This window comes from Rhizobium sp. 2YAF20, assembly GCF_052114685.1.
Classification (GTDB): Bacteria; Pseudomonadota; Alphaproteobacteria; order Rhizobiales; family Rhizobiaceae; genus Rhizobium.
In genome coordinates this window covers 92,921-114,585 of sequence record NZ_JBFRFF010000005.1, presented here as the reverse complement: position 1 = coordinate 114,585, position 21,665 = coordinate 92,921, and the positions used below count along the sequence as shown (strand labels likewise).

At 59.3% G+C, this 21,665-nt stretch carries 22 protein-coding genes; 2 read left to right on the top strand and 20 right to left on the bottom strand.

Annotated elements, in window-relative coordinates; all coding sequences use genetic code 11:
- Window positions 1-46: 46 nt before the first annotated feature.
- Together AB4Z52_RS09720 and AB4Z52_RS09715 are read right to left on the bottom strand one after the other, a co-directional pair.
- The gene (locus tag AB4Z52_RS09720) at window positions 47-757 is read right to left on the bottom strand and encodes a hypothetical protein (RefSeq protein WP_442217701.1); all 711 of its coding nucleotides are present in this window, start codon (window positions 755-757) and stop codon (window positions 47-49) included.
- A 198-nt stretch (window positions 758-955) separates the two neighbouring features.
- Window positions 956-1,900 carry a nucleoside hydrolase gene (locus tag AB4Z52_RS09715; protein WP_442217700.1) on the bottom strand — a complete coding sequence of 315 codons (945 nt, stop codon included), beginning with the start codon at window positions 1,898-1,900 and terminating at the stop codon, window positions 956-958.
- A 244-nt stretch (window positions 1,901-2,144) separates the two neighbouring features.
- Between AB4Z52_RS09715 and AB4Z52_RS09710 the strand changes: the two genes are divergently transcribed.
- The gene (locus tag AB4Z52_RS09710; protein WP_442217699.1) at window positions 2,145-2,576 is read left to right on the top strand and encodes an Hsp20 family protein; all 432 of its coding nucleotides are present in this window, start codon (window positions 2,145-2,147) and stop codon (window positions 2,574-2,576) included.
- Window positions 2,577-2,622: 46 nt separating this feature from the next.
- A complete protein-coding gene (locus AB4Z52_RS09705) occupies window positions 2,623-2,880 on the top strand; it encodes a DUF1150 family protein (RefSeq protein ID WP_442217698.1) in 258 nt (85 codons plus the stop codon).
- A 51-nt stretch (window positions 2,881-2,931) separates the two neighbouring features.
- Here the strand turns inward: AB4Z52_RS09705 and trmB are convergent, their stop codons facing one another.
- The 18 genes from trmB to AB4Z52_RS09615 form a co-directional block, all read right to left on the bottom strand.
- Complete coding sequence (gene trmB, locus AB4Z52_RS09700; RefSeq protein WP_442217697.1) at window positions 2,932-3,633, bottom strand: tRNA (guanine(46)-N(7))-methyltransferase TrmB; 702 nt, start codon at window positions 3,631-3,633, stop codon at window positions 2,932-2,934.
- A 7-nt stretch (window positions 3,634-3,640) separates the two neighbouring features.
- Window positions 3,641-4,879 carry a methionine adenosyltransferase gene (gene metK, locus AB4Z52_RS09695; protein ID WP_442217696.1) on the bottom strand — a complete coding sequence of 413 codons (1,239 nt, stop codon included), beginning with the start codon at window positions 4,877-4,879 and terminating at the stop codon, window positions 3,641-3,643.
- A gap of 177 nt (window positions 4,880-5,056) precedes the next feature.
- Window positions 5,057-5,476: a helix-turn-helix domain-containing protein gene (locus tag AB4Z52_RS09690; protein WP_442217695.1), complete on the bottom strand. Its 420-nt coding sequence runs from the start codon at window positions 5,474-5,476 to the stop codon at window positions 5,057-5,059.
- A 156-nt stretch (window positions 5,477-5,632) separates the two neighbouring features.
- Window positions 5,633-7,234: an apolipoprotein N-acyltransferase gene (lnt, locus tag AB4Z52_RS09685; RefSeq protein WP_442217694.1), complete on the bottom strand. Its 1,602-nt coding sequence runs from the start codon at window positions 7,232-7,234 to the stop codon at window positions 5,633-5,635.
- Between the two features lie 98 nt (window positions 7,235-7,332).
- Complete coding sequence (locus AB4Z52_RS09680) at window positions 7,333-8,511, bottom strand: hemolysin family protein (protein ID WP_442217693.1); 1,179 nt, start codon at window positions 8,509-8,511, stop codon at window positions 7,333-7,335.
- A 9-nt stretch (window positions 8,512-8,520) separates the two neighbouring features.
- Window positions 8,521-9,027 carry an rRNA maturation RNase YbeY gene (gene ybeY, locus AB4Z52_RS09675; RefSeq protein WP_442217861.1) on the bottom strand — a complete coding sequence of 169 codons (507 nt, stop codon included), beginning with the start codon at window positions 9,025-9,027 and terminating at the stop codon, window positions 8,521-8,523.
- A 17-nt stretch (window positions 9,028-9,044) separates the two neighbouring features.
- On the bottom strand, window positions 9,045-10,103 hold the full coding sequence (locus AB4Z52_RS09670) for a PhoH family protein (protein WP_442217692.1): 1,059 nt from the start codon (window positions 10,101-10,103) through the stop codon (window positions 9,045-9,047).
- 29 nt (window positions 10,104-10,132) lie between these two features.
- Window positions 10,133-11,530, bottom strand: a complete 1,398-nt coding sequence (gene miaB, locus AB4Z52_RS09665; RefSeq protein ID WP_442217691.1) for a tRNA (N6-isopentenyl adenosine(37)-C2)-methylthiotransferase MiaB — start codon at window positions 11,528-11,530, stop codon at window positions 10,133-10,135.
- Between the two features lie 49 nt (window positions 11,531-11,579).
- Window positions 11,580-12,374, bottom strand: a complete 795-nt coding sequence (locus AB4Z52_RS09660; protein WP_442217690.1) for a lysophospholipid acyltransferase family protein — start codon at window positions 12,372-12,374, stop codon at window positions 11,580-11,582.
- Window positions 12,375-12,407: 33 nt separating this feature from the next.
- A complete protein-coding gene (locus AB4Z52_RS09655) occupies window positions 12,408-12,836 on the bottom strand; it encodes a Fur family transcriptional regulator (protein WP_442217689.1) in 429 nt (142 codons plus the stop codon).
- 35 nt (window positions 12,837-12,871) lie between these two features.
- Window positions 12,872-13,372, bottom strand: a complete 501-nt coding sequence (locus AB4Z52_RS09650) for a GNAT family N-acetyltransferase (protein WP_442217688.1) — start codon at window positions 13,370-13,372, stop codon at window positions 12,872-12,874.
- Window positions 13,369-14,025, bottom strand: coding sequence for a tRNA (adenosine(37)-N6)-threonylcarbamoyltransferase complex dimerization subunit type 1 TsaB (gene tsaB, locus AB4Z52_RS09645; RefSeq protein ID WP_442217687.1), 657 nt, complete (start codon window positions 14,023-14,025; stop codon window positions 13,369-13,371). Before tsaB ends, AB4Z52_RS09650 begins: the two co-directional genes overlap by 4 nt.
- 24 nt (window positions 14,026-14,049) lie before the next feature.
- A complete protein-coding gene (locus AB4Z52_RS09640; protein ID WP_442217686.1) occupies window positions 14,050-14,613 on the bottom strand; it encodes a NifU family protein in 564 nt (187 codons plus the stop codon).
- Window positions 14,614-14,745: 132 nt separating this feature from the next.
- Window positions 14,746-15,237 carry a universal stress protein gene (locus AB4Z52_RS09635; protein ID WP_442217685.1) on the bottom strand — a complete coding sequence of 164 codons (492 nt, stop codon included), beginning with the start codon at window positions 15,235-15,237 and terminating at the stop codon, window positions 14,746-14,748.
- Window positions 15,238-15,445: 208 nt separating this feature from the next.
- Window positions 15,446-16,510, bottom strand: a complete 1,065-nt coding sequence (trpS, locus tag AB4Z52_RS09630; RefSeq protein ID WP_442217684.1) for a tryptophan--tRNA ligase — start codon at window positions 16,508-16,510, stop codon at window positions 15,446-15,448.
- Window positions 16,511-16,629: 119 nt separating this feature from the next.
- Window positions 16,630-17,022 carry a VOC family protein gene (locus tag AB4Z52_RS09625; RefSeq protein WP_442217683.1) on the bottom strand — a complete coding sequence of 131 codons (393 nt, stop codon included), beginning with the start codon at window positions 17,020-17,022 and terminating at the stop codon, window positions 16,630-16,632.
- Window positions 17,023-17,044: 22 nt separating this feature from the next.
- Window positions 17,045-18,655 carry a murein biosynthesis integral membrane protein MurJ gene (gene murJ / locus AB4Z52_RS09620; RefSeq protein WP_442217682.1) on the bottom strand — a complete coding sequence of 537 codons (1,611 nt, stop codon included), beginning with the start codon at window positions 18,653-18,655 and terminating at the stop codon, window positions 17,045-17,047.
- Window positions 18,652-21,555 carry a [protein-PII] uridylyltransferase gene (locus tag AB4Z52_RS09615; RefSeq protein ID WP_442217681.1) on the bottom strand — a complete coding sequence of 968 codons (2,904 nt, stop codon included), beginning with the start codon at window positions 21,553-21,555 and terminating at the stop codon, window positions 18,652-18,654. Before AB4Z52_RS09615 ends, murJ begins: the two co-directional genes overlap by 4 nt.
- Window positions 21,556-21,665: the final 110 nt, after the last annotated feature.

Genomic DNA, 21,665 nt, shown 5'->3' with positions numbered 1-21,665 from the left:
ATCTCACGTACCGTTCGGCAAATGTCAGTTGCGCAAATTCGCTGGATCAGCGTTTCGAAAGCCAGACCTGGAGTGGGGCGAGCCGAAAGACGGGGGCCTTCTCATACTCCAGATCATCTTCTGACGACCAGAACACAACTGGCAAACCAGGAAACCTCCGACCGAGGATCTCCGTTGCGACCACCAGAACGGCGGGCTGATCGGTCAGGGAAAACCAATTGGATAGCCCCACAGACCGCCCAGAGTGAAAAGATATAAAGCCGGCCTCAATGGTTTCGTTCAGGCGCATATACCAAAATTCGATCCGCTGGTCTGACAAGAGTGACTGGGGGAAAATGCGCTTCTCCGGATCACCGCCCCAAGCTATTTCCCAAAGCAGCAACTCATCGGCGGAGCCGACTTTTTTCCATTCACTGTCCGGTGGCATTGGCCCCTGCGTTGGAGTGCCGCCGAACCAGCTGCCATTCAGGATCGGTTCAAATCCCCAATCGGTGAGTGCCAGGTCGCAAAAGCTATCTTTGATTCCCCAGTTTTTGAGATGTTTGCGCGCGCGGACGCGCTCGATGAGCTTGCAAACCTCAGTCTGCAGGCTGGGCCCGCGGGTTATTATGTTCGGATAAAACTGGGGAGATGAACTAAGGTTGGCCCAAGCGGCGGACGAGACGATTTCATCCGATCCATGGGCGGCGCAGATAACACTACACCACGCAATATTATCCTCGATCGCCAGCTGGAGAAGATGCTCATTCTTGTTCATTTCACCTCCTGCCGAAAATGCGACCAGTCATCAAACTCTCAATTAGAAAGATGCCCTTAGTTTTGTGACATCGCAGAACTGATTTTCTGCGATAAACGAAACCTGGGGAGCCATGTCAGAACATTTTCCGTCGAGGTACGGCTCAAAGGCCGCCGGAGCAGATCCGGCGGCCTTCTTCACTCCACTCCTCAGACAGTTTCAGATGCGCGCGAAACGCTCGGTCAGCAATGCAAAGAAACCATCCGCGTCGACGTTGCGCATGACCTTGGCGTTACGCTTCCGGTCGGTCACGTGCCACCAGTCGACGACGGTCATGCCGACCGTCAATTCCGACTGAACCTCGATCTCGACGTTGCAATCGCGGCCCTGGAACAGCTCCGGCTTCAACAGATAAGCGATAACTGACGGATCGTGGAGCGGGCCGCCGTCGGAGCCATATTTATCGACGTCGAAACGCTCGAAGAATTCAAGCATCTCGACCATCGCCCTGGCGGGCGCCGTGCCGATCTCGGCGATGCGCTTCACCCTGTCCTTGCGGGTCAAAAGTTGATGCGTAACGTCGAGCGGCATCATCACGATCGGGACGCCGGAGCGGAAGACGGCATCGGCAGCCTCCGGATCGACATAGATATTGAACTCCGCTGCCGGCGTTATGTTGCCGCCTTCGAAGAACCCGCCGCCCATCATCACCAGTTCGCGAACGCGCGAAACGACATCCGGCGCCTTCTGAAAGGCGAGGGCGATATTGGTCATTGGACCGAGCGTGCAGAGCGTGATCGCGCCTGTCGGCTCACGACGCAGGGTCTCGATGATGAAATCCACAGCATGCTGCTCCTGAAGCGCCATCGTCGGCTCTTCGACCACTGGGCCGTCGAGGCCGGTCTTGCCGTGCACGTGCTCGGCTGTGACCAACTTGCGGGCGACGGGACGGTCAGCGCCGGCGAAGACCTTGACGTCGCGCCGGTCGCAGATCTCGCAGATGATGCGCGCATTGCGGCTGGTCAACGACAGCGGCACATTGCCGGCGACCGCGGTGATACCCAGTACGTCCAGCTCTGTCCTGCTACCGAAGGCAAGCATGATTGCCGCCGCATCGTCCTGACCGGGATCGGTATCGATGATGATTTTTCTTGGCTCGGCCATAGTCCTCTTCCCGTCCATGTTCCAAGGATGCTTGATGCGGCTGGCTCTGGCCTTTGTCAAGCAGGCGACGGAGGGGTGCTCCGCAATCGCGGGCTTTGCCATGCGATAGGCTGTTTGCCCTTCGGCGTTTCTCAAGCGGCATGGCCTTGGCTTCTTGCGCTCCCCTCCGGCAACCCCCATATTGAGGGGGTCCGAATGCTGAAAATCAGGTTCGGAAAGGTCGCTTGACACCAAGGACTTGACGATGAGCCGGATCACGCCCTTTGCCAGCCCGCTTCTTCTGGGCTTTGATGCCATGGAAAAAACGCTTGAGCGAATTTCCAAGGGCAGCGACGGATATCCCCCCTACAACATTGAACGTCTGCGCGCCGACCGTATTTCTGGCGATCCGGAGCGATTGCGCATCACACTTGCCGTGGCCGGATTTTCCGAGGACGAGCTTGATATCACGACCGAGGAAAATCAGCTGATCATCCGCGGCCGGCAAAGCGAACACGAAGAGCGCGACTATCTTTATCGCGGTATTGCGGCGCGGCAGTTCCAGCGGGTGTTTGTGCTCGCCGATGGCATGCAGGTGCTGGGCGCGTCTTTGAAAAACGGGCTCCTTTCCGTCGATCTCATTCGACCGGAGCCTGATAAAATGGTGAAGAAAATTAACATTTCGGTCTCACAGTAGGACAACGGTGTCATTGCCGCAGGTCCCTCGCACTGGAGGAACGGAAATGCTTTTAAGAGAAGCCACATCGCATCTGACCAAAAACGAGCTGGCCCATCTCGGCAGCGGTGAGGTCGCCTATATTAGGAAAATGGGTTCCGAGGACGTTTCCCGCTGCTTCCCCGAAGCGCCGGAAATCGACCCGGATGTTGACCTCTGGGCCCTGTTTGCCGCCGACGGCACACCTATTCTTCTGACCGACAATCGTTCCAGCACCTTTTACAAGGCCGCCGAGGATGAGTTGAAGACGGTAAGCCTGCATTAAGTTGCGGCTGCTGATAGGAAGTATCCCACGATTGATCCGCGATTGCGTGGATCAGACCCGCTGAAAGGTGAGATAGGCCGAAGACCGTCCTTCTCGCCGGGCCTTCGCCTCGTAGCGCGTGCTCGGCCAGCCGTCATATGGGGTCAGCCAGTCCGATGCATTTCTTGCAGTCCATTCGAAGCCACCGTGGTGACGGCAGTGCTGCAACGTCCAGTTCACATATGTGTCTATATCCGAGGCAAAGCAGAAGAGGGCATCGGGCTTCAGCACGCGGTGAAAGCGGTCGAGATTGACACTTGAGACGAAGCGACGTTTCCAATGCTTCTTCTTCGGCCATGGATCGGGGTACAACAGGTCGATCTGGTCGAGGCAGGCGTCGGGTAGCCAGTCGAGCAATTGCGTCGCGTCGTCATTGTAGACGCGGATGTTTCGAGCGCCGGCCTCCTCGACATGGGCCAAAAGCTTCTGCATGGAATTGACGAAGGGCTCGACGCCGATAAAACCGGTCGTCGGACTTTCGACAGCCCGATGAATAAGATGTTCGCCGCCGCCGAAGCCTATCTCCAGGCGCAAACGGTCAGTCTGCACTGGAAACAGAGCGTTCAACGGCTGCGGCGATTGGACTGAAAGATCGACAAGGAACTCCGGCAGCAGCGTTTCAAGCCTATCGGCTTGCAGGCCGCGCAAGGGTTTGCCCTTGCGCCGGCCATAGAACGCTTCCGTCGCGCGTGTACGACGTTCGGTGCCGATCATCGAACCATCAGGCCTTGATGGCTTCCTTGAGCGCCTTGACGAGATCGGTGCGCTCCCAGGAGAACGAGCCGTCGCGACCAGCCTTGCGGCCGAAATGGCCATAGGCGGAAGTCTTGGCATAGATCGGCTTGTTCAGCTCGAGATGACGACGGATGCCCGATGGCGACAGGTCCATGCTCTTGCGGATCGCTGCCTCGACCTGGTCTTCCGTGAACTTGCCGGTGCCATGAAGGTCGACATAGACCGACAGCGGCTGAGCAATTCCGATAGCGTAAGCGATCTGTATCGTGCAGCGGTCGGCAAGATTTGCGGCAACGACGTTTTTTGCCAGATAACGGGCAGCATAAGCTGCCGACCGGTCGACCTTGGTCGTGTCCTTGCCGGAGAAAGCGCCGCCGCCGTGTGGAGCTGCACCGCCGTAGGTATCGACGATGATCTTGCGGCCGGTGAGGCCCGCGTCACCATCAGGGCCACCGATGACGAACTTGCCGGTCGGATTGATGTACCAGTTGCAATCGTCAGCGATCTTGAGCTCACCAAGCGCTTCGCGGATGTAGGGTTCGACGACAGAACGAACCATTGCGCTATCCCAGCCTTCGTCGAGATGCTGGGTCGAAAGTACGATCGACGTTACCTCCGCCGGCTTGCCGTCGATGTAGCGGACAGTCACCTGGCTCTTTGCGTCAGGGCCGAGCTTGGCGACATCGCCCTCGCCCTTCTTTCGGGCGATTGCCAGCAGGTGAAGGATGCGGTGCGAATAATAGATCGGGGCTGGCATGAGATCAGGCGTTTCACGGCAAGCGTAACCAAACATGATGCCCTGGTCGCCGGCGCCCTCGTCACCCTGCTGGTCGGAGGCGCTGTCAACGCCCTGGGCAATATCGGCAGACTGCGAATGCAACAGCACGTCGATGCGCGCCTTCTTCCAATGAAAACCATCCTGCTCGTAGCCGATGTCACGAATGGCACGGCGGGCGGCGGCCTTGAACTTCGAGGGATTGATGACGTCCTTGCCGTCCTTGTCCTTTTTCATCAAGCTCGGCGGCAGGCGAACTTCACCGGCGATAACCACGCGGTTGGTCGTTGCAAGGGTCTCGCAGGCAATGCGCACGCCCCAAGGATTGACGCCGGTCTTTGCGGCTTCGCGGTAGACCAGGTCTACGATTTCGTCGGAGATGCGATCACAAACCTTGTCCGGGTGGCCTTCGGCAACAGACTCGCTTGTGAACAGATAATTCGCGCGCATGTGGGATTCCCCTCAAAGAATAAAACTTCCTATGTGTTATTCAGTTCAGGGGCGGAAAACAAGCCACACAAGGACATAAATATATCTTTATATCCCGCTGAAGGCAGTAAAATTTTGCAAAAACCATTCGAAAGGCGGCCGAATCGGCCGCCTTTCGTATTCTTATCTTCAAGAGGGTTATTCGGCGTCGGCTTCGGCAGCCAGTGCCTTGACCAGTTCGACGACCTTGCGACGAACCTTCGAATCCGAGATTTTCACGAAGGCGCGGTTGAGCTGCAAACCTTCGGAAGAAGACAAAAAGTCTACCACATAATTCGAGCTCGACGCTTCGGCCATGCCGTTGGGAGACGTCGCGTGCTCACCCGGAGCATCCTCGAAAAAGAAAGAGACCGGAACGTTCAGAATGGTGGAAATGTTCTGAAGACGGCTGGCGCCAACGCGGTTGGTGCCCTTTTCATATTTCTGAATCTGCTGGAAGGTGATGCCAAGGCTTTCCCCCAGCTTTTCCTGGCTCATCCCCAGCATCGTACGTCGCAGTCTGATTCGGCTGCCGACGTGTATGTCAATCGGGTTCGGTTTTTTCTTATTTTCAATCATCATATAGCCCTAACAAAAGGTTGAATTCTGGTCCTGTTGCCCGGTGCCGCGAACCATCCCCGTTTATAACGCCACGTTGCAGTAACGTTCAGCCAAGCCTCTATCTTACGTTAACGAGGTCGACTTGAACCACTATGCATTTTTAGGGGTTTTTGGTCAATTCATCCTCGAAATAAAACCCATGCGTGAAATCAGAGCGATCAATGCTACCCCCCCTATGATCAACCAGAAGTACATGTTTCGTGTTCTATCGTCGACCAAGGAACCGGTTGCACTACCCAACGTAGCATCGATGAATCCACGCACGTTTAGGTCGACACCTGAAATTACCCGTCCATGAGCGTCAGCAACTACAGATATGCCGGTATTGGCACTTCGAATCAGCGGAAGTCCGTATTCGACAGCCCTCACCCGGGCCTGCTGCAGGTGCTGGTAAGGGCCAGGCGTGTCGCCAAACCAGGCATCGTTCGTAACGTTCAGAATGGCGTCAGCTTTGTAGATGTCCGGCGTCATCTCGCTTGGAAAAATGATCTCGTAGCAGATCATCGGATAGAGTTTGATGCCGCTCGGCAGCGTCAGGAGCGCGCGAGTGGCTGATGCGGAGAAGCCTCCCGGCATCTCCACGACGTTCTGGATTCCGAGATTTTTGAGGATGCCTTCAAACGGAACATACTCGCCAAAGGGGACGAGATGCACCTTGTCGGACGCGCCGATGATCTGGCCGCGACCATCGATGACGTAGACAGAGTTGTAGTAGCGCGCCGGCGAGCCCGGGCCCATGTCTTCGGAGCGCACCGCGCCGGCGATCAGGATCTGGTCGTCGTCCAGCACATCGGCGATACGGGTCAGCGCGTCCTGGTTGTCGGTGAGGATGAAGGGGATCGAAGTTTCCGGCCAGACGATGATATCGGGCCGCTTGCCGCCGTCCGTCGGCGGCGCCGTCGAAAGCGCCAAGTGCTTTTCGAAAATCGCGGTGCGATCGGCGTCGGTGTCCATCTTCACGTCCTGGTCGATCGCGGGTTGGACGACGCGGACGACGGGAGCCTTTTTATCGGATGCATAGGCAGGTTCCGGCTGGCTCAGCGCGTAGTAGCCGTAACCGAGATGGGCGGCGAACAAAATGACTGCAAGCCCGATACCCGGGATCATTCCCTGGCGCGTGCCGAGCAGGGCAGGTGCCGAGAAGACGAAGACGGCAAGTACGGTTACGCCGAGCATGCCGATCAGATGCGCGGACTGCATCATCAGCGGAATGGGCATCATTGCGTAGCCGATCGCATTCCAGGGAAAGCCGGTAAAGATGAACGTCCGAAGCCACTCCAAAATGCCGAAACCGAGCGCCAATGCGGCGATGCGTCCCATTCCGTCAGACCAGACCAGGCGGGCGAGCACGGCGGCCAGGCCATAAAAGATCGCAAGGGCTGCCGGCAGACCGAAGATCGCCAGCGGCAAAGCCCAGGCAAACTGATCGGCATCGATCAGCAGCGCGTGGCCGAGCCACCAGAGCCCCGCAACGAAATAGCCGAAGCCGAAGAGCCAGCCGGTTGCAAAGGCCGGCCACAACCGCCCGAGCCACCCGCTTTCGGGCGCCGCGGAAGCTCCGTCGATCAGCCAGACGAGCAGGGTGAAGGAAATGAACATTGCGGCGAAGAAGCCGAAGGGAGGGAGGGCCAGAACGCCTATCGCCCCTGCAAGAATGGCCAGTATTGCGCGCTTGAAACCCCAGACCAGGATTACCCTGCCCGCAAGCCATTCCATCGGCATTCTCTCCCTCAAAAGACTTGCGAATCAACTGAGCGCAGTCTTTCAAAAAAGCGATGACTTGTCGTGCACCAGAGAGACCAAAGACGCGGCAATCAGCCGGCTGCGCTGAGATCGGCGCCGGGATCCCTCGGCGCGTTGTCGGGCGCCGGCAGATCACGATCCGGCGCGTTGCCTTCACCGTCAGCTTTCGTTGCGCGCCTGCGGACAGGGTGGCGCTTGCGAGTAATGCGAACGCGCTTTATGCGGCGCGGATCGGCGTCGAGAATGTGAAATTCGAAACCTGGAAGCGCTTGCACCAACTCGCCGCGCACCGGAATCCGACCGAGTGCCGCAAAGATCAAGCCGCCGAGCGTATCGACTTCATCAACCTGCTCGGCAATATCGAAATCGGGGCCGATCGCCTCGGCAATTTCCTCGAGTTCGACGCGCGCGTCGGCAACGAACATATCCTCGGAGACGCGCTTGAACATGACCTCCTCGTCGTCATGCTCGTCATCGATGTCGCCGACCACCATCTCGACGATGTCCTCGTGCGAGGCAAGGCCGTCGGTGCCGCCATATTCGTCGATAACCAGTGCCATCTGCGTGCGGTTGACCTGCATGCGGCGCAACAGGTCAGATGCAAGCATCGACGGCGGGACGAAGAGTATCTTGCGAATGATGCCGGCCTCGGCCACCGATTTTTGCAGATCGACGCGGCTGAGATCGAAATTGGGTTTTGCCGATCGCGGCGCCTTTTCCGCTTTCTCGAGAGCCGCTTCAGCTTGAGCGGAGGCTGGTGCCGCCTTCGCAGGGCCCCGGCGCTTGTTGCGCGCCTGCTTGGCGACATAGGACAGCAGGTCGCGAATGTGGACCATGCCGCGCGGGTCATCCAGCGTATCGCAATAAACCGGCATACGTGAACGGCCGGATTCCTCGAAGAGGATCATCAGCTCGCCGATGGTCAGGTTCTGATCGACTGCCTCGATATCGGCCCGCGGCACCATGACGTCGGCGACACGGACCTCGCGGAAGCGCAGAATATTGTGCAGCATTGCCCGCTCATCAGGCGAGAAGGCATCATCATCGGCTGAATTGGTCATTAGCGCATCGGCGAGATCCTCGCGAATGCGCGAGCCCTGGGCGGGGCGCAAGATGCGTGCGGCACGCGACCAGAAGGAAGACTGCGATCGTCCACCCTGCCTGCCGTTACTACTGCCCGCGTCGTCGGACGAGGAAGCGTCTGCTCCGTCTTTGGCCTCTGCGGCCGGCTTCGCTGTAAAGTCGCTCATGGTTCCTAATCAGACCGGGTCTTGACCCGCATAGGGATCAGATAGGCCAAAGCCCGCCAAAATGCGAGTCTCGAGCCCCTCCATAACTTCGGCTTCTGCAATATTCATATGGTCGTAGCCGAACAGATGCAAGAAACCATGGATCATAAGATGGGTGAGATGGTCGTCGAAGCTCTTGCCGAGATCGACGGCTTCGCGCTCGACCGTCTCCCGGGCGATGACGATATCGCCGAGCATCGGCCCCGGCATGCCGCCCGGCTTCAGCGGAAATGCAGGGAAAGACAGGACGTTTGTCGGCTTGTCCTGGTCCCGCCATTCCGCGTTGATCTCGCGGATCGAGGCATCGTCGGTGAAAACCAGCGACAGTTCCGTCGCAAGCTTTGGAAACGGCTGGCCCACCTCTGTGCACAGATATGCCGCAGCCTCGCCGAGAACGCGCTCGACCAGCGCCTGCAACGCCTCCTCTGAAGGCCAGTCACCCTCTTCGATGCCGATCTGAATGTCGAGTTCGGCGATATGATCCGGGTCGGGCATCAGTTCTGACGTTCAGCCTCTTCGCCATCGATCGGCGTCGCATAGGTCGCGTCATAAGCCCTGACGATACGGGCAACCAGCGGGTGGCGCACGATGTCGCTATCCTTGAAGCGAATGACCGAGATGCCCTCGACGCTGTTCAAAAGCTGCAGCGCCTCGACCAGTCCGGATTTGACGCCGCGCGGCAGGTCGATCTGGCTCGGGTCGCCGGTGATGATCATTCGCGAATTTTCGCCAAGACGCGTCAGGAACATCTTCATCTGCATCGACGTGGTGTTCTGCGCCTCGTCGAGAATGATGGCAGCATTGGCAAGCGTCCGACCGCGCATGAAGGCCAGAGGCGCGATTTCGATGACACCGGCGGTCATGGCCCGCTCGACCTTGTCACCCGGCATCATGTCGTAGAGTGCGTCATAAAGCGGCCGCAGGTACGGATCGACCTTTTCCTTCAGGTCGCCCGGCAGGAAGCCGAGGCGCTCGCCGGCTTCGACGGCCGGACGGGTGAGGATGATCTTGTCGACGGCGCCGCGCTCCAGCAACTGGGCTGCCTGGGCGACGGCTAGATAGGTTTTGCCGGTGCCGGCGGGGCCTACGCCGAAGACGAGCTCAGAACGCTCGAGCGCCCGGAGATAGGCGTCCTGCGTCGGCGTGCGGGCAACAATGGTCTTCTTGCGGGTGGAAACCTGCGCCATCGTCAATTTGGCTTTTTTCTCCATAGTCGGAAGTGTGAGCTGGTCGTCGGCGGCAACCGCCATGCGGATCGCGCCTTCCACGTCGGATTGTTCCACGCTACCGCCCTTCTGGAGCTTGTCATAGAGATAGTCGAGGGTGCGGCGAGCCTGATTGGTTGCCAAAACGTCGCCGGTAATCACCACGGAATTGCCCCTGGCGCGAGCGTCGATATGCAACCGCTCTTCGAGAAGCTTCAGGTTCTGATCGAACTGACCAAAAAGTTCGCTGGCGAACCTATTGTTCTCGAACGTCAGGACAAAGTGATTGGCGTCGCTTGCGATGCGGGGCTGGCGCGGTGAAGAGGAAACCAATTCTTGTCCGTTCAAGCGGTCGAGCTCCTTTGCAGATCTGAAACCTACACCACTTCGCCAAAAAGGCTGTTCGTGCTGGTTCCGATGATTCGTACGTTTATAATGTCACCGATTTGCGATGCTTTTGCATCAACATTCACAGACTGGAGCCAGGGAGAGCGTCCGATGATCTGTCCGGGCATGCGGCCGGGCTTTTCAAGCAACACATCGACGACTTTGCCGACGCATGTTTCGGCGAAGTCATGCTGCTGCTTCAGGAGCAGAGCCTGCAATCGTTCCAGCCGTTCCGCCTTGATTTCTTCCGGCACCTGGTCTTTCAGCTCCGCGCCGGGTGTTCCCGGACGCGTTGAATATTTAAACGAGAAGGCCTGTGCATAGCGCACATCTTCCACAAGCCCGAGTGTATCCTCAAAATCCTCGTCTGTCTCCCCCGGGAAGCCGACAATGAAGTCGCCCGAAAGAGCGATATCGGGACGGGCCGCGCGGATTCTCGCGATCAAAGCCAGATATTCGGCGGTCGTATGACGTCGGTTCATGGCCTTCAAAATGCGGTTTGAACCCGACTGGACCGGGAGATGCAGATAGGGCATCAGGGCTCTCAGGTCCGCGTGGGCGCCGATCAGCCTGTCGTCCATGTCGCGCGGATGGCTGGTGGTATAGCGCAACCTTGCAAGACCCGGGATTTCGGCCAATCGATAAAGAAGATCGCCAAGGCTCCATTCCTCGCCGCTCGGCCCCTTGCCGTGCCAGGCATTGACGTTTTGGCCAAGAAGCGTGATTTCGCGTACGCCGCCGTCCACCAGTCTCAGCGCTTCGTCGACAATCTGCCCGACGGACCGCGAGACCTCGGAGCCGCGAGTGTAGGGAACCACGCAAAAGGTGCAGAATTTATCGCACCCTTCCTGCACGGTCAGAAAGGCGGTGACCCCACGCGCCCTGGTTTTCGACTTTTCGGCGGCCGGCAAATGCTCGAACTTGTCCTCGATCGCATATTCCGTATCGACCACGCGCTCGCCTTGCTGGGCGCGGCGCAGCGCCTCGGGCAACCGATGATAGGTTTGCGGCCCTATGACGACGTCGACCGCGGGCGCTCTGCGAAGGATTTCCTCGCCTTCGGCCTGGGCAACGCATCCGGTGACGCCGATCATCATTTCGCGGCCGTCGGCAGCCTTGCGCTTCTTCATGTCGCGCAGGCGTCCGAGCGCCGAATAGACCTTTTCGGCCGCTTTCTCGCGGATGTGGCAGGTATTCAAGAGAACAAGGTCGGCCTGTTCCATATCTTCGGTCTGCTCATAGCCGTCGCTTGCTAACGCATCGCTCATGCGGATCGAGTCATAGACGTTCATCTGACAGCCATAGGTCTTGATGAAGACCTTGCGGCTGTTGGAGCCATCGAGGAGGTTTTCCTCCGGGGCATTGAGAATTGCGCTGTCCTGGGTCATGGCCGCTATTTAGTGTCTTTTCGCAGCGGAGAAAATCGAAATCTTCGGGCTAGGATAGAGGCCGGCCAAGGAGCCTGTCCGAAAGCATGGCTCGGATGCGGTCGGCAACATCGACGCTGACCTGTTTCCTGTTGGTATCGGCGCTGTATTCGACGGCCTCGCCAAAGCACACCTCGACCTCGATCGCGCCAACAGCCAGGATATCCTTCAGGTGCGGCAGCAGCTCGATGTCTCCCGGCCATGCAGCGAGCGGGCGATAATAGCGCCCCATCGGGACACCATAGACCCCGGTGTAGGCCACGGCGACCGGCTGAACATAGACGATGCCGTCAGGTGCTTGCGGCAGGGCGGCGGCAGCCGCGCCAAACAGCGACGACTTGACCTCTAAGAGCCGATTGCCGTCCGAGGTCGTTCCCTCCGGAAAAAGCACCATGATTTCGCCGCCGGCCATTCGGTCCGCGATTTCGTTCACCTGATGACCGGTCTTGCGCTTTTGCTGGCGCTCAATGAAGACGCTCTTCTGCAGTCGGGCGAACTGGCCGAAGACCGGCCAATCGCGGACTTCGGATTTGGCGATGAAGGCGACGTCCGCGACGGTCGACAGCACCAATATATCCATCCAGGAGGAATGGTTCGAGGCCAGCATCAACGGCCGCCGCTTCTCCAGGCCGCCGTGGACGCGGATGCGGATCCCCAGCCAGTAGCAGACGATGCGATGCCACAGCCGCGGGAGGTAGCGCCGCAGTCGCCAATCGAAATAAAGGCAAAGGCACTGGAGGGGCAGGAGAATGAGGCTGGCAAGAGCGATGACGACGGCGGCACAGCCGAGGCGCAGCCGGGTCATCAAGTCGATTGCTCCTGAAGCGCCGCCATGATCTCAGCGCTCGTCTTTCTTCAGCGGAACGCCATAAAGTTCAAGGCGATGATCCACCAGTCGGAAGCCGTGTTCGCGAGCGATGCGCTCCTGGAGCGCCTCGATTTCCGCGGAGCGGAACTCGATCACCGTGCCGGTTTTCAGATCGATCAGATGGTCGTGATGCTCTTCAGGCACGGTCTCGTAGCGCGAGCGGCCATCACGGAAATCATGGCGGGCAATGATGCCGGCATCCTCGAACAGCTTTACCGTCCGATAGACCGTCGAGATGGAAATCTTTGCATCGACGTGCACGGAGCGCCGGTGAAGTTCCTCGACATCGGGGTGATCCTCGGACTCCTCGATGATCTTGGCGATCACGCGACGCTGGTCTGTCATGCGCATGCCGCGTTGGGCACAAAGTTCCTCAAGCGATTTGGCGATATCTGTCATGGAATGCAGTCTTCAAGCTTCGTTCGCAATAGGGACTAACGAAGAACGCGGCGCATGACAAGCGCCGAAGACTGCTGGCCCTTTTCGTCGACATAATAGGCTTGGCGTTCGCCAACCTTCTCGAAACCGAGTTTGCGGTAAAGGCCGAGTGCGGCAAGGTTGCCACTGTCGACCTCAAGAAACATCGTCTCGCCACCAAGCGCGCGAGCTTCGCGCATCGCGGCCTGCATCAGCCGCCAGCCGAGACCCGTACGCCCAAGCTTCGGATGAACGGCAATCGACAGTATTTCCGCCTCCCCCGCCACCTGGCGCGCGAGCACGAAGCCGGGCAGCGGCTTCCTGAGGATGGCGTTGGTCTGGCGCGCGACGAAGCCGAATACCGGCTCTTGGGACAGCAGGCTGTGAAACTCGCCAGCGCCCCATGGCTTGGCGAACCGCAAGCCATGCAGGGCCGACACCTCGGCGCAATCCTGCGAGCCCATCGCTACAATCTCGTATTCAGGCTTCAGCGTAAGGTAGGATTCCAGTATCGTCATATCCGGGCAACCGCAAATCCCGCCTGCGGCCGGACATCCGGTCCGCGCAAATAAAGTGGCTTCGGCTTTTCGCCGACCGCTGCATCAGCGCCGAGCCTGGCGATAATGCCGATCGGGAACCGGTCGCCCACCTGTTGAGGCGAGCCATCCTTCAAAAAATATGCGCCGGAACCGATGATGTCGCCGTCGAACGCAGCCGCAATCGCTTTGGCATCCTCAACAATCGCTGCCTGCGGTTCGCCAAGGGCGCGTCGATCGCCGTCAAAGCGCTGCAGATAGACCTCGCCGCGCTTGGCATCCATCGCTGCAAGTACGGGTCGTCCCGGATTTGCTTGACGATGGCCAGCCGCGAGCACCTCGAGCGTCGTGACGCCGACGGCCGGAATGCCGAGGGAAAGGGAAAAGCCGCGCGCTGCGGCAACGCCGACACGAATGCCGGTGAAGGAGCCTGGGCCGATGGATACGGCGATACGATCGACGGATTGCAGAGCCACGCCAGCTTTCGCCAGCGCTCGGTCGATGATCGCCATCAGAAGTTCCGCATGCCCCCGCCCGATCGTTTCCGTGACCTCCCCAAGCACAGAACCAGTGCCGCTGTCATAGACAGCGGCAGCGCAATCCACACCAGCCGTGTCGAGCGCCAATACGATCATATCATAATTCCAAGCGGGCCGAAATCAGACGGCTTCGACTTCCTGCACTTCCGGAACGAAGTGGCGAAGCAGGTTCTGCACGCCATGCTTCAGTGTTGCTGTCGACGACGGGCAGCCGGCGCAGGAACCCTTCATGTTCAGGTAGACCTTGCCGTCCTTGAAGCCGCGGAAGGTGATGTCGCCGCCATCCTGGGCAACGGCCGGGCGAACGCGGGTCTCAAGCAGTTCCTTGATGGTCAGCACGATCGATTCGTCGCCGGCATCGAAGAATTCGTCGCCGAGGTCGTCTGCTTCCGTGGATGACGGGCTGCTCATGACCGGCTTGCCGGACATGAAATGCTCCATGATGGAGCCGAGAATGGCCGGCTTCAGGTGCTGCCACTCCTGGTCGTCCTTGGATACGGAAATGAAATCATAGCCGAAATAGACACCGCTGACGCCGGGGATATCGAAAATCCGAGATGCCAATGGAGAGACTTCCGCGTCTTCCGCACTACGGAACTCCGCCGTGCCGTTCTCCATGACCACCTTGCCGGGGAGGAATTTCAGCGTCGCCGGGTTCGGCGTGGCTTCGGTCTGTATGAACATCGTCATCTCCATGCGGCGGGCACAAAACGTCGCGGCACCGTCTTTAGAACTCTTCAAAAGAAAATAGGCCCATTTGAAACCGCATTCAAGAGCATGACACTCAGGAAAAGCAGCATGGGCGACAATGGCGGATCAGCTGAGCGCGTCGATTTCCTCGTTGGTCAACGAGTCCGGCAACACCGTCACCGGGATCGGAAAGGCCGCACCGCGACCGGCAACCGAGGAGACGAGCGGTCCCGGGCCTTCCTTGGCCGACCCCGCCGCGAGCACGAGAAGCGCCACGTCGCGATCCTCCTCGATGACGGCGTTGATCTGCTCGGCGACCGCACCCTCGCGAATGACGATCTCCGGATCGATGCCGATCGTCTCGCGGACGATCTGGGCGGATTTGGCAACAACGGCCTGCGCTTCTTCCATCGCCTCGGCCCGCATGATCTCCTCGACGCCGAGCCATTGCTGGAAATCGCCGTCGGGGATGACGTAGAGAAGGACGAGACCGCCATTGGAATTCTTGGCCCGCCGGCCGGCATAGTGCACGGCGCGCTGGCATTCGGGTGTTCCGTCAATCACCGCCATGAATTTGCGGCGATGGCCCTCGAGCCGTGAAAGTCGCTTTGATACCATGCGCGGACTCTGACACCCGAAAAAGAGATTTTGCAAGCCCTCAACTTTTCCTTCGCCCCAGCGGGGAGAAGGTGGCCGGAAGGGCCGCATGAGGGGGTGACTCGACATATTCTGCCCAACGTCAATCGCCGGGGTGTCGCCTCGCTCCTCCCCTCAACTGTCCTGTCGGACATCTTCTCCCCGTGGGGAGAAGAGAAGTGCATATGCCTTAGTAAACGAAGCCGATGATGTCGCGAACCTGCTTCATCGTGACCTCGGCGCGGGCTCGCGCCCGCTCGCCGCCATCGCGCAGGATGGCGTCGATATGGCTGGTATCGTCCATCAGCCTGCGCATTTCGCCGGTAATGGGCGCCAGCTTGCTGACAGCCAGATCGACGAGCGCCGGCTTGAAGACCGAGAACTGCTGGCCGCCGAACTCGGTCAGGACTTCCGCCTTGGTCTTTTCGGCGAGAGCCGAATAGATACCGACGAGATTGTCGGCCTCTGCGCGTCCGGCAAGGCCGGCGATCTCGCTCGGCAGACCGTCCGGATCGGTTTTCGCCTTGCGGATCTTCTTCGAAATCGCCTCTTCGTCGTCCATCAGGTTGATGCGCGAGAGATCAGACGGATCGGACTTCGACATCTTCTTGGTGCCGTCCTTCAAGGACATCACGCGCGGAGCCGGCCCATCGATCAGCGCCTCGACGAGCGGGAAGAACGCATGGATCGGCTCTTCACCGACCACCGTGTCGATGCCATAGCCGGTTTGGCGGATATGCTCCATATAGTCGATGTTGAACTTCTGGGCGATGTCGCGCGCAAGTTCCAGATGCTGCTTCTGATCATCGCCGACCGGCACATGGGTGCCACGGTAGACGAGGATATCCGCTGCCATCAGGCTCGGATAGGCGAGCAGGCCGAGAGACGCGTTTTCACGATCCTTGCCGGCCTTGTCCTTGAACTGGGTCATGCGCTGCATCCAGCCAATGCGGGCGACGCAGTTGAAGATCCAGGCAAGCTCGGCATGCTGCGGCACGGCGGACTGATTGAAGACGATATGTTTTTTGGGATCGATACCCGAGGCGATGAAGGCCGCGGCAATCGAGCGGATCTGGCCCGGCAGGTCGTCATGAACCAACTGGGCGGTCAGCGAATGCAGGTCGACGACGCAATAGATGCAATCATTGTTTTCCTGCAGCGCCACGAATTTCTTGATCGCGCCGAGATAATTGCCGAGGTGCAGATTGCCGGTCGGCTGCACGCCGGAGAATACGAGTTTCTTGAATTCGGTCATGTCGTCCTCAAAAGGCTGGTGGAGGGCCTTGGCTCGGGCTTGCGCCCTTCCTTGGTCGTTCGGCGGGCTTATGCACGGCGCGCGCCATGCAATCAAGTGGCTAGCACCGATGTCATTGCTCAAGCGTGTTGGATGAGGTCCCAGGTGTTGCCGTAGGGATCGGCAAAGACGGCCACGGTGCCATAGTCCTCGCGCCGCGGCTCCTCGACAAAGCGAACGCCCTTTGCCAACATTGCGGCGTGATCGCGGGCGAAGTCCTCAGTCTTCAAGAAGAAGCCGACTCGTCCGCCTGCTTGGTTGCCGATCGCCACCTTCTGCTTTTCGCCGGCAGCCTCGGCCAGCAACAAGGCGGCGCCCTCCCCGCCCGCGGGCCTTACCACCACCCAGCGCTTGCCTTCCGGCAACACCTCGTCCTGCACGCACTCGAAGCCGAGCGCGTCACAGTAGAAAGCCTTGGCGCGATCGTAGGTATCGACGACGAGGGTGACCAGAAAGATGGATTGTCGGGTCATTGCGCTTGTCGCTCCCTAAAGGTCAGGGCTGCTTGTCGTCTGCTGCGGTCGCGCCGGCCGGTTTCGCGGCCGGTGGCTTGCGGTTCAGATTACGGCGGATCATGCTCACATCGACGCCGCCGATCAGGAAGGCGACGAAGAAATACACGACCATCGAGATCAGTATGAGCAAGGTCAAGATGCCGGTCTTTGTCACCAATGACGAACCCGTGGCGAGCAGCGGCTCCCAGCGATGAAGCAGATAGACGATCACCCCACCCATAACGCCTGAGGACACCAGCAACAAGCCGGTGCGACGGGCAAGCGCCCATTCCCATGTCAGATGGCCGCGGCGCAGAAGCGTGACCAGGAGCAGCACCGTGTTGATCCATCCCGCGACCGCCTCTGCCAACGCGATACCGCGCTCGGCAAGCAGGGGAAAAAGCAGAATTGAAAGGGCCGAATTGACAAAGACTGCGATGCCGGTGAAACGCATCGGCGACTTCGTGTCCTCCCGAGCATAAAAGCCGGGCTGGAGCGCCTTGATCAAAACAAAGCCCGGCAAGCCCAGGCCGAAAATGGCAAGGATAGAACCGACGAGCGCCGTATTGTTCTCGGAAAACGCGCCGCGCTCGTAGAGCACGCGGATGATGTCATCGGACAGCAGCCACAGGGCGACGGCGGCCGGAAGGGTCAGGAACAGCACAAATTCGATCGACCTGTTCTGGATATTGGCAGCTTCCCGCTCGTGACCGGACTTCAGCGCGCGGGCAAGCTCCGGCAGGAGCACGACCCCGACCGCAACGCCGACGACGCCCAGCGGCAATTGATAGATGCGATCGGCATATTGCAAGGCGGCGATTGCGCCCTCCTTGCTGGAGGCTATGGCTTGGCCGATCACAAGATTGATCTGGGTGACCCCGCCTGTTATGGCGGCGGGCACTGCAAGGACCAGAAGGCGTCGGACATTCGGCGTGAAACGCGGAAAGCGCAAGCCGATGTTGATGCCGGCATGACGCACGCCGATATAGACAACGGCGAGTTGGAGCACGCCAGCGACCAGGACCGACCAGGACAGATACCAGGCTGTGGCCAGAGGATCGGAACCATAGTAGATCGCGTAGAACAGGGCGGCGATCATCACGATATTGAGGAAAATCGGTGCGACGGCAGCGGCAAAGAAATGATGGAGCGAATTCAGCATACCGCTCATCATCGCCGTCAGCGACATCGACATCAGATAGGGGAACATGACTGCTGCCAGCCGAACCGTCAGGTCGAACTTGCCGGCATCGTCGGCAAAGCCCGGGGCGATGATCCAGCGCACGAGCAGCGGCATCGCCAGTTCCATGACGACCGTGATCAGGAAGAGCACCGAGAACAGGACACCGAAGACTTCCTCGGAGAAACGCTTTGCCCCTTCGATGCCGTTTGCCTCGATCTCCTTGGCAAAGAGTGGCACGAAGGCAGCGTTGAAAGCACCCTCGGCAAAAAGGCGGCGGAAGAGGTTGGGAAAGCGGAAGGCGGCATAGAAGACGTCGGCCATCGGACCCGTCCCGAGCGCCGCAGCCATCAGCGTTTCGCGGGCGAACCCGAAAATGCGGCTGCCAAGCGTGGCTCCGCCGACCGTTGCGAATTTCCTGACAAGACTCATGCTGCGGAACCGGCTTTCTTATCAGCGTTCAGCAAACGGGTGTTGGAAGGCGCGATAATTCCGGACGGCATACGCTGACGCAACTCGTCCTCCTCCCCTGCCATGACAGCCTTCAGCCGCGCGATAATATTGCCCCGCTTGTTGTCGTTGGTGATTTTCTGCCCGACGAGATCGGTGACGTAGAACGTGTCGATGACCTTTTCGCCAAAGGTAGTGATGCGAGCCGACTGGATATCCAGCGACAGATCCGACAACACCGCGGTGATTTCGGAAAGAAGGCCGGTTCGGTCAAGGCACTCGACCTCGATGACCGTGAACTTGTTCGACAGCGTGTTCGACATCGTCACCGATGGCGGTATGACGAATGCCTTGTTCTTGCGACGGTTCTTGGTCCGCGTGGCGATGACTTCAGGCAGGCGCTTGCGGCCGGAGAGCACGTCCTCGATCATCTTGCCGATGGTGGCGGCGCGGCGCAGTTCGTCGGCGTCGTCGGAAAACTCGCGGTTGATATGGATGGTGTCGAGCGCCCGGCCGTCCGATGTGGTGAAGATCTGCGCGTCAGCGATATTGGCGCCTGCCGCAGCACATGCGCCGGCGATGACCGTCAAGAGACGCGGATGGTCGGGCGAGAGCACCGTGATCTCGGTGATGGCGTGGAAACTGTCGGTGCGCACCATGGTCGCCAGTGCCTGCCCGGCCTTGTCGGTCTGGCGGATGAACTGCGTGTGGCGTACCTGGTCTTCCAGCGGCACGGAGAGTAGGTATGGCTGATAATGGAGCTTGCTATAGGTCTTGCGGTCCTTCTGGCTCCAGTCGGAGAGCACATTGAACAACGCATCGGCAGCGGATTTCGCCCGCTCCTTGCGCGAGACTTCGGAAAAGCCGCCTGCGAGCAGCAGCTCGGTCTCATAATAAAGCGTGCGCAGAAGTTGGCCTTTCCAGCCATTCCAGACGCCAGGGCCGACGGCGCGCGTATCACAGACCGTCAGGATCAACAGCATCTTCAAGCGTTCGAGGGACTGCACGCGATCGGCAAAATCGGTGATGGTCTTGCGGTCGGTCAGGTCGCGCGTCTGGGCGACCATCGACATCGTCAGGTGCTCTTCGACCAGCCAGACGACGAGCTCGGTCTGCTTCGGGGAAAGCCCGAAGCGCGGCCCGAGCTTGCGTGCGACCTTGGCGCCGGCGATGGAATGGTCTTCCTGGCGGCCCTTGGCTATATCGTGCAGCAGGACGGCGACATAGAGCGCATCCCGATCCTCGATACCCGGCATCAGCTGATTGACGAGGGGGTGGATGTCGTTGGCCTTGCCCTTGTCGATTTCCGAAAGCACGTCAACTGCCCGGATCAGGTGTTCGTCGACCGTGTAATGATGATACATGCTGAACTGCATCATCGAGACGATCTTGCCAAACTCCGGAATGAAGCGGCCAAGCACACCCGCCTCGTTCATCCGGCGCAGGATGAGCGCCGGATCGCGCCTGGAGGTCAGGATCGCAAGAAACAGCCTGTTGGCCTCTTCGTTGTCGCGTAGCTCATTGTCGATCAGCGAAAGCGAGCGCGTCACGCGCTTTAGAGCGTCTGGATGAAATTCAAGGCCGTTGATGTCGGCGACGTGAAACAGGCGGATGAGGCTTACAGGATCGCGCTTGAAGACATCGGGATTGGCAAGCGCGATACGGCCGCGATCCTCCACGAATTCGATGGAGCCCGGGATCTTCCGCGAACGATGGGCAAAGCGGCTGAGGACGCCGGTAAGGCCGGGCGTCGCTTTCGCCTGTTGATCCTCGAGCGCTGCGCAAAGAATCCGCGTCAGGTCGCCCACGTCCTTGGCAACAAGGAAGTAGTGCTTCATGAAACGCTCGACGGCCGACAGGCCGGGCCGGGGATTGTAGCCTAGCGCTGCGGCGATCTCGCGCTGGATATCGAAGGAAAGCCTCTCCTCAGCCTTGTTGGTGAGGAAATGCATGTGGCACCTGACCGCCCAGAGGAAGTCCTCCGCCTTCATGAACAGGTGATATTCCTGGCGCGACAATACGCCGAGCTTTACGAGCTCGGCCGGGTCACGCACGTGGTAATAATATTTCGAGATCCAGAACAGCGTGTGCATGTCGCGCAGGCCGCCCTTGCCCTCCTTGACGTTGGGCTCGACAAGATAGCGCGTATCGCCGGCCTTGCGATGGCGCTCGTCGCGCTCGGCAAGCTTCGCGGCGATGAATTCCGGGCCGGTATTGGTGACGACTTCCTTGTCGAAGCGCGTTTCCAGCTCGCGGGCGAGCTGCTCCAGGCCGCAGATGTAGCGCATTTCGAGAATCGCGGTGCGGATGGTCATGTCCGACTTCGACAGCCGGATGCATTCATCGACGGTGCGCGTCGCATGGCCGACCTTGAAGCCCATGTCCCAGAGGACGTAGAGAATGAATTCGACGGCCTTGTGGGTGTCGTCCTCCGGCTTTGGCAGAAAGAGGAACAAAAGATCGATGTCGGAGCCGGGCGCCAGCGTATCGCGGCCATAGCCGCCAACCGCTGTGATCGCAAACCTGTCCTTCTGCTTGGCAAAGATATGCCCGACGACGAAATCGTAGAGCACGGTGATCAGCTGATCCTGCAGCCAGGAAATCCTGTAGGCGCATCTGAGCCCGCTGCCATCTTCGAAAAGCAAGGTCTTTGCCTTTTCGCGACCATCCTGGCTCGCCTTCTTCAGGACGGCCAGCAACGCGCCTCGAAGCTCGTCCTTCTTCGCACCGTAGTGCTCGACAAGCGCCTTGCATTCCGCCCTTAAGGCGGCGACATCGAGGATGTCGGAAAAATCGGTATCATTCGTCGCCATACGGGGCCGACTTAGGTCCTGATCGTTGCCTGAGGCCACTTCCTGGCGCACCTGTCTTTTCGTCTGCATGCGCTATAGCCCTTTTGCCCGGCAATTGACACAGGCATAATATAAACCCGACCCTTTAGATTTGACGAAGGTAATCAATTGATCTTCAAGGTCAACGACCGCGGTCTGGC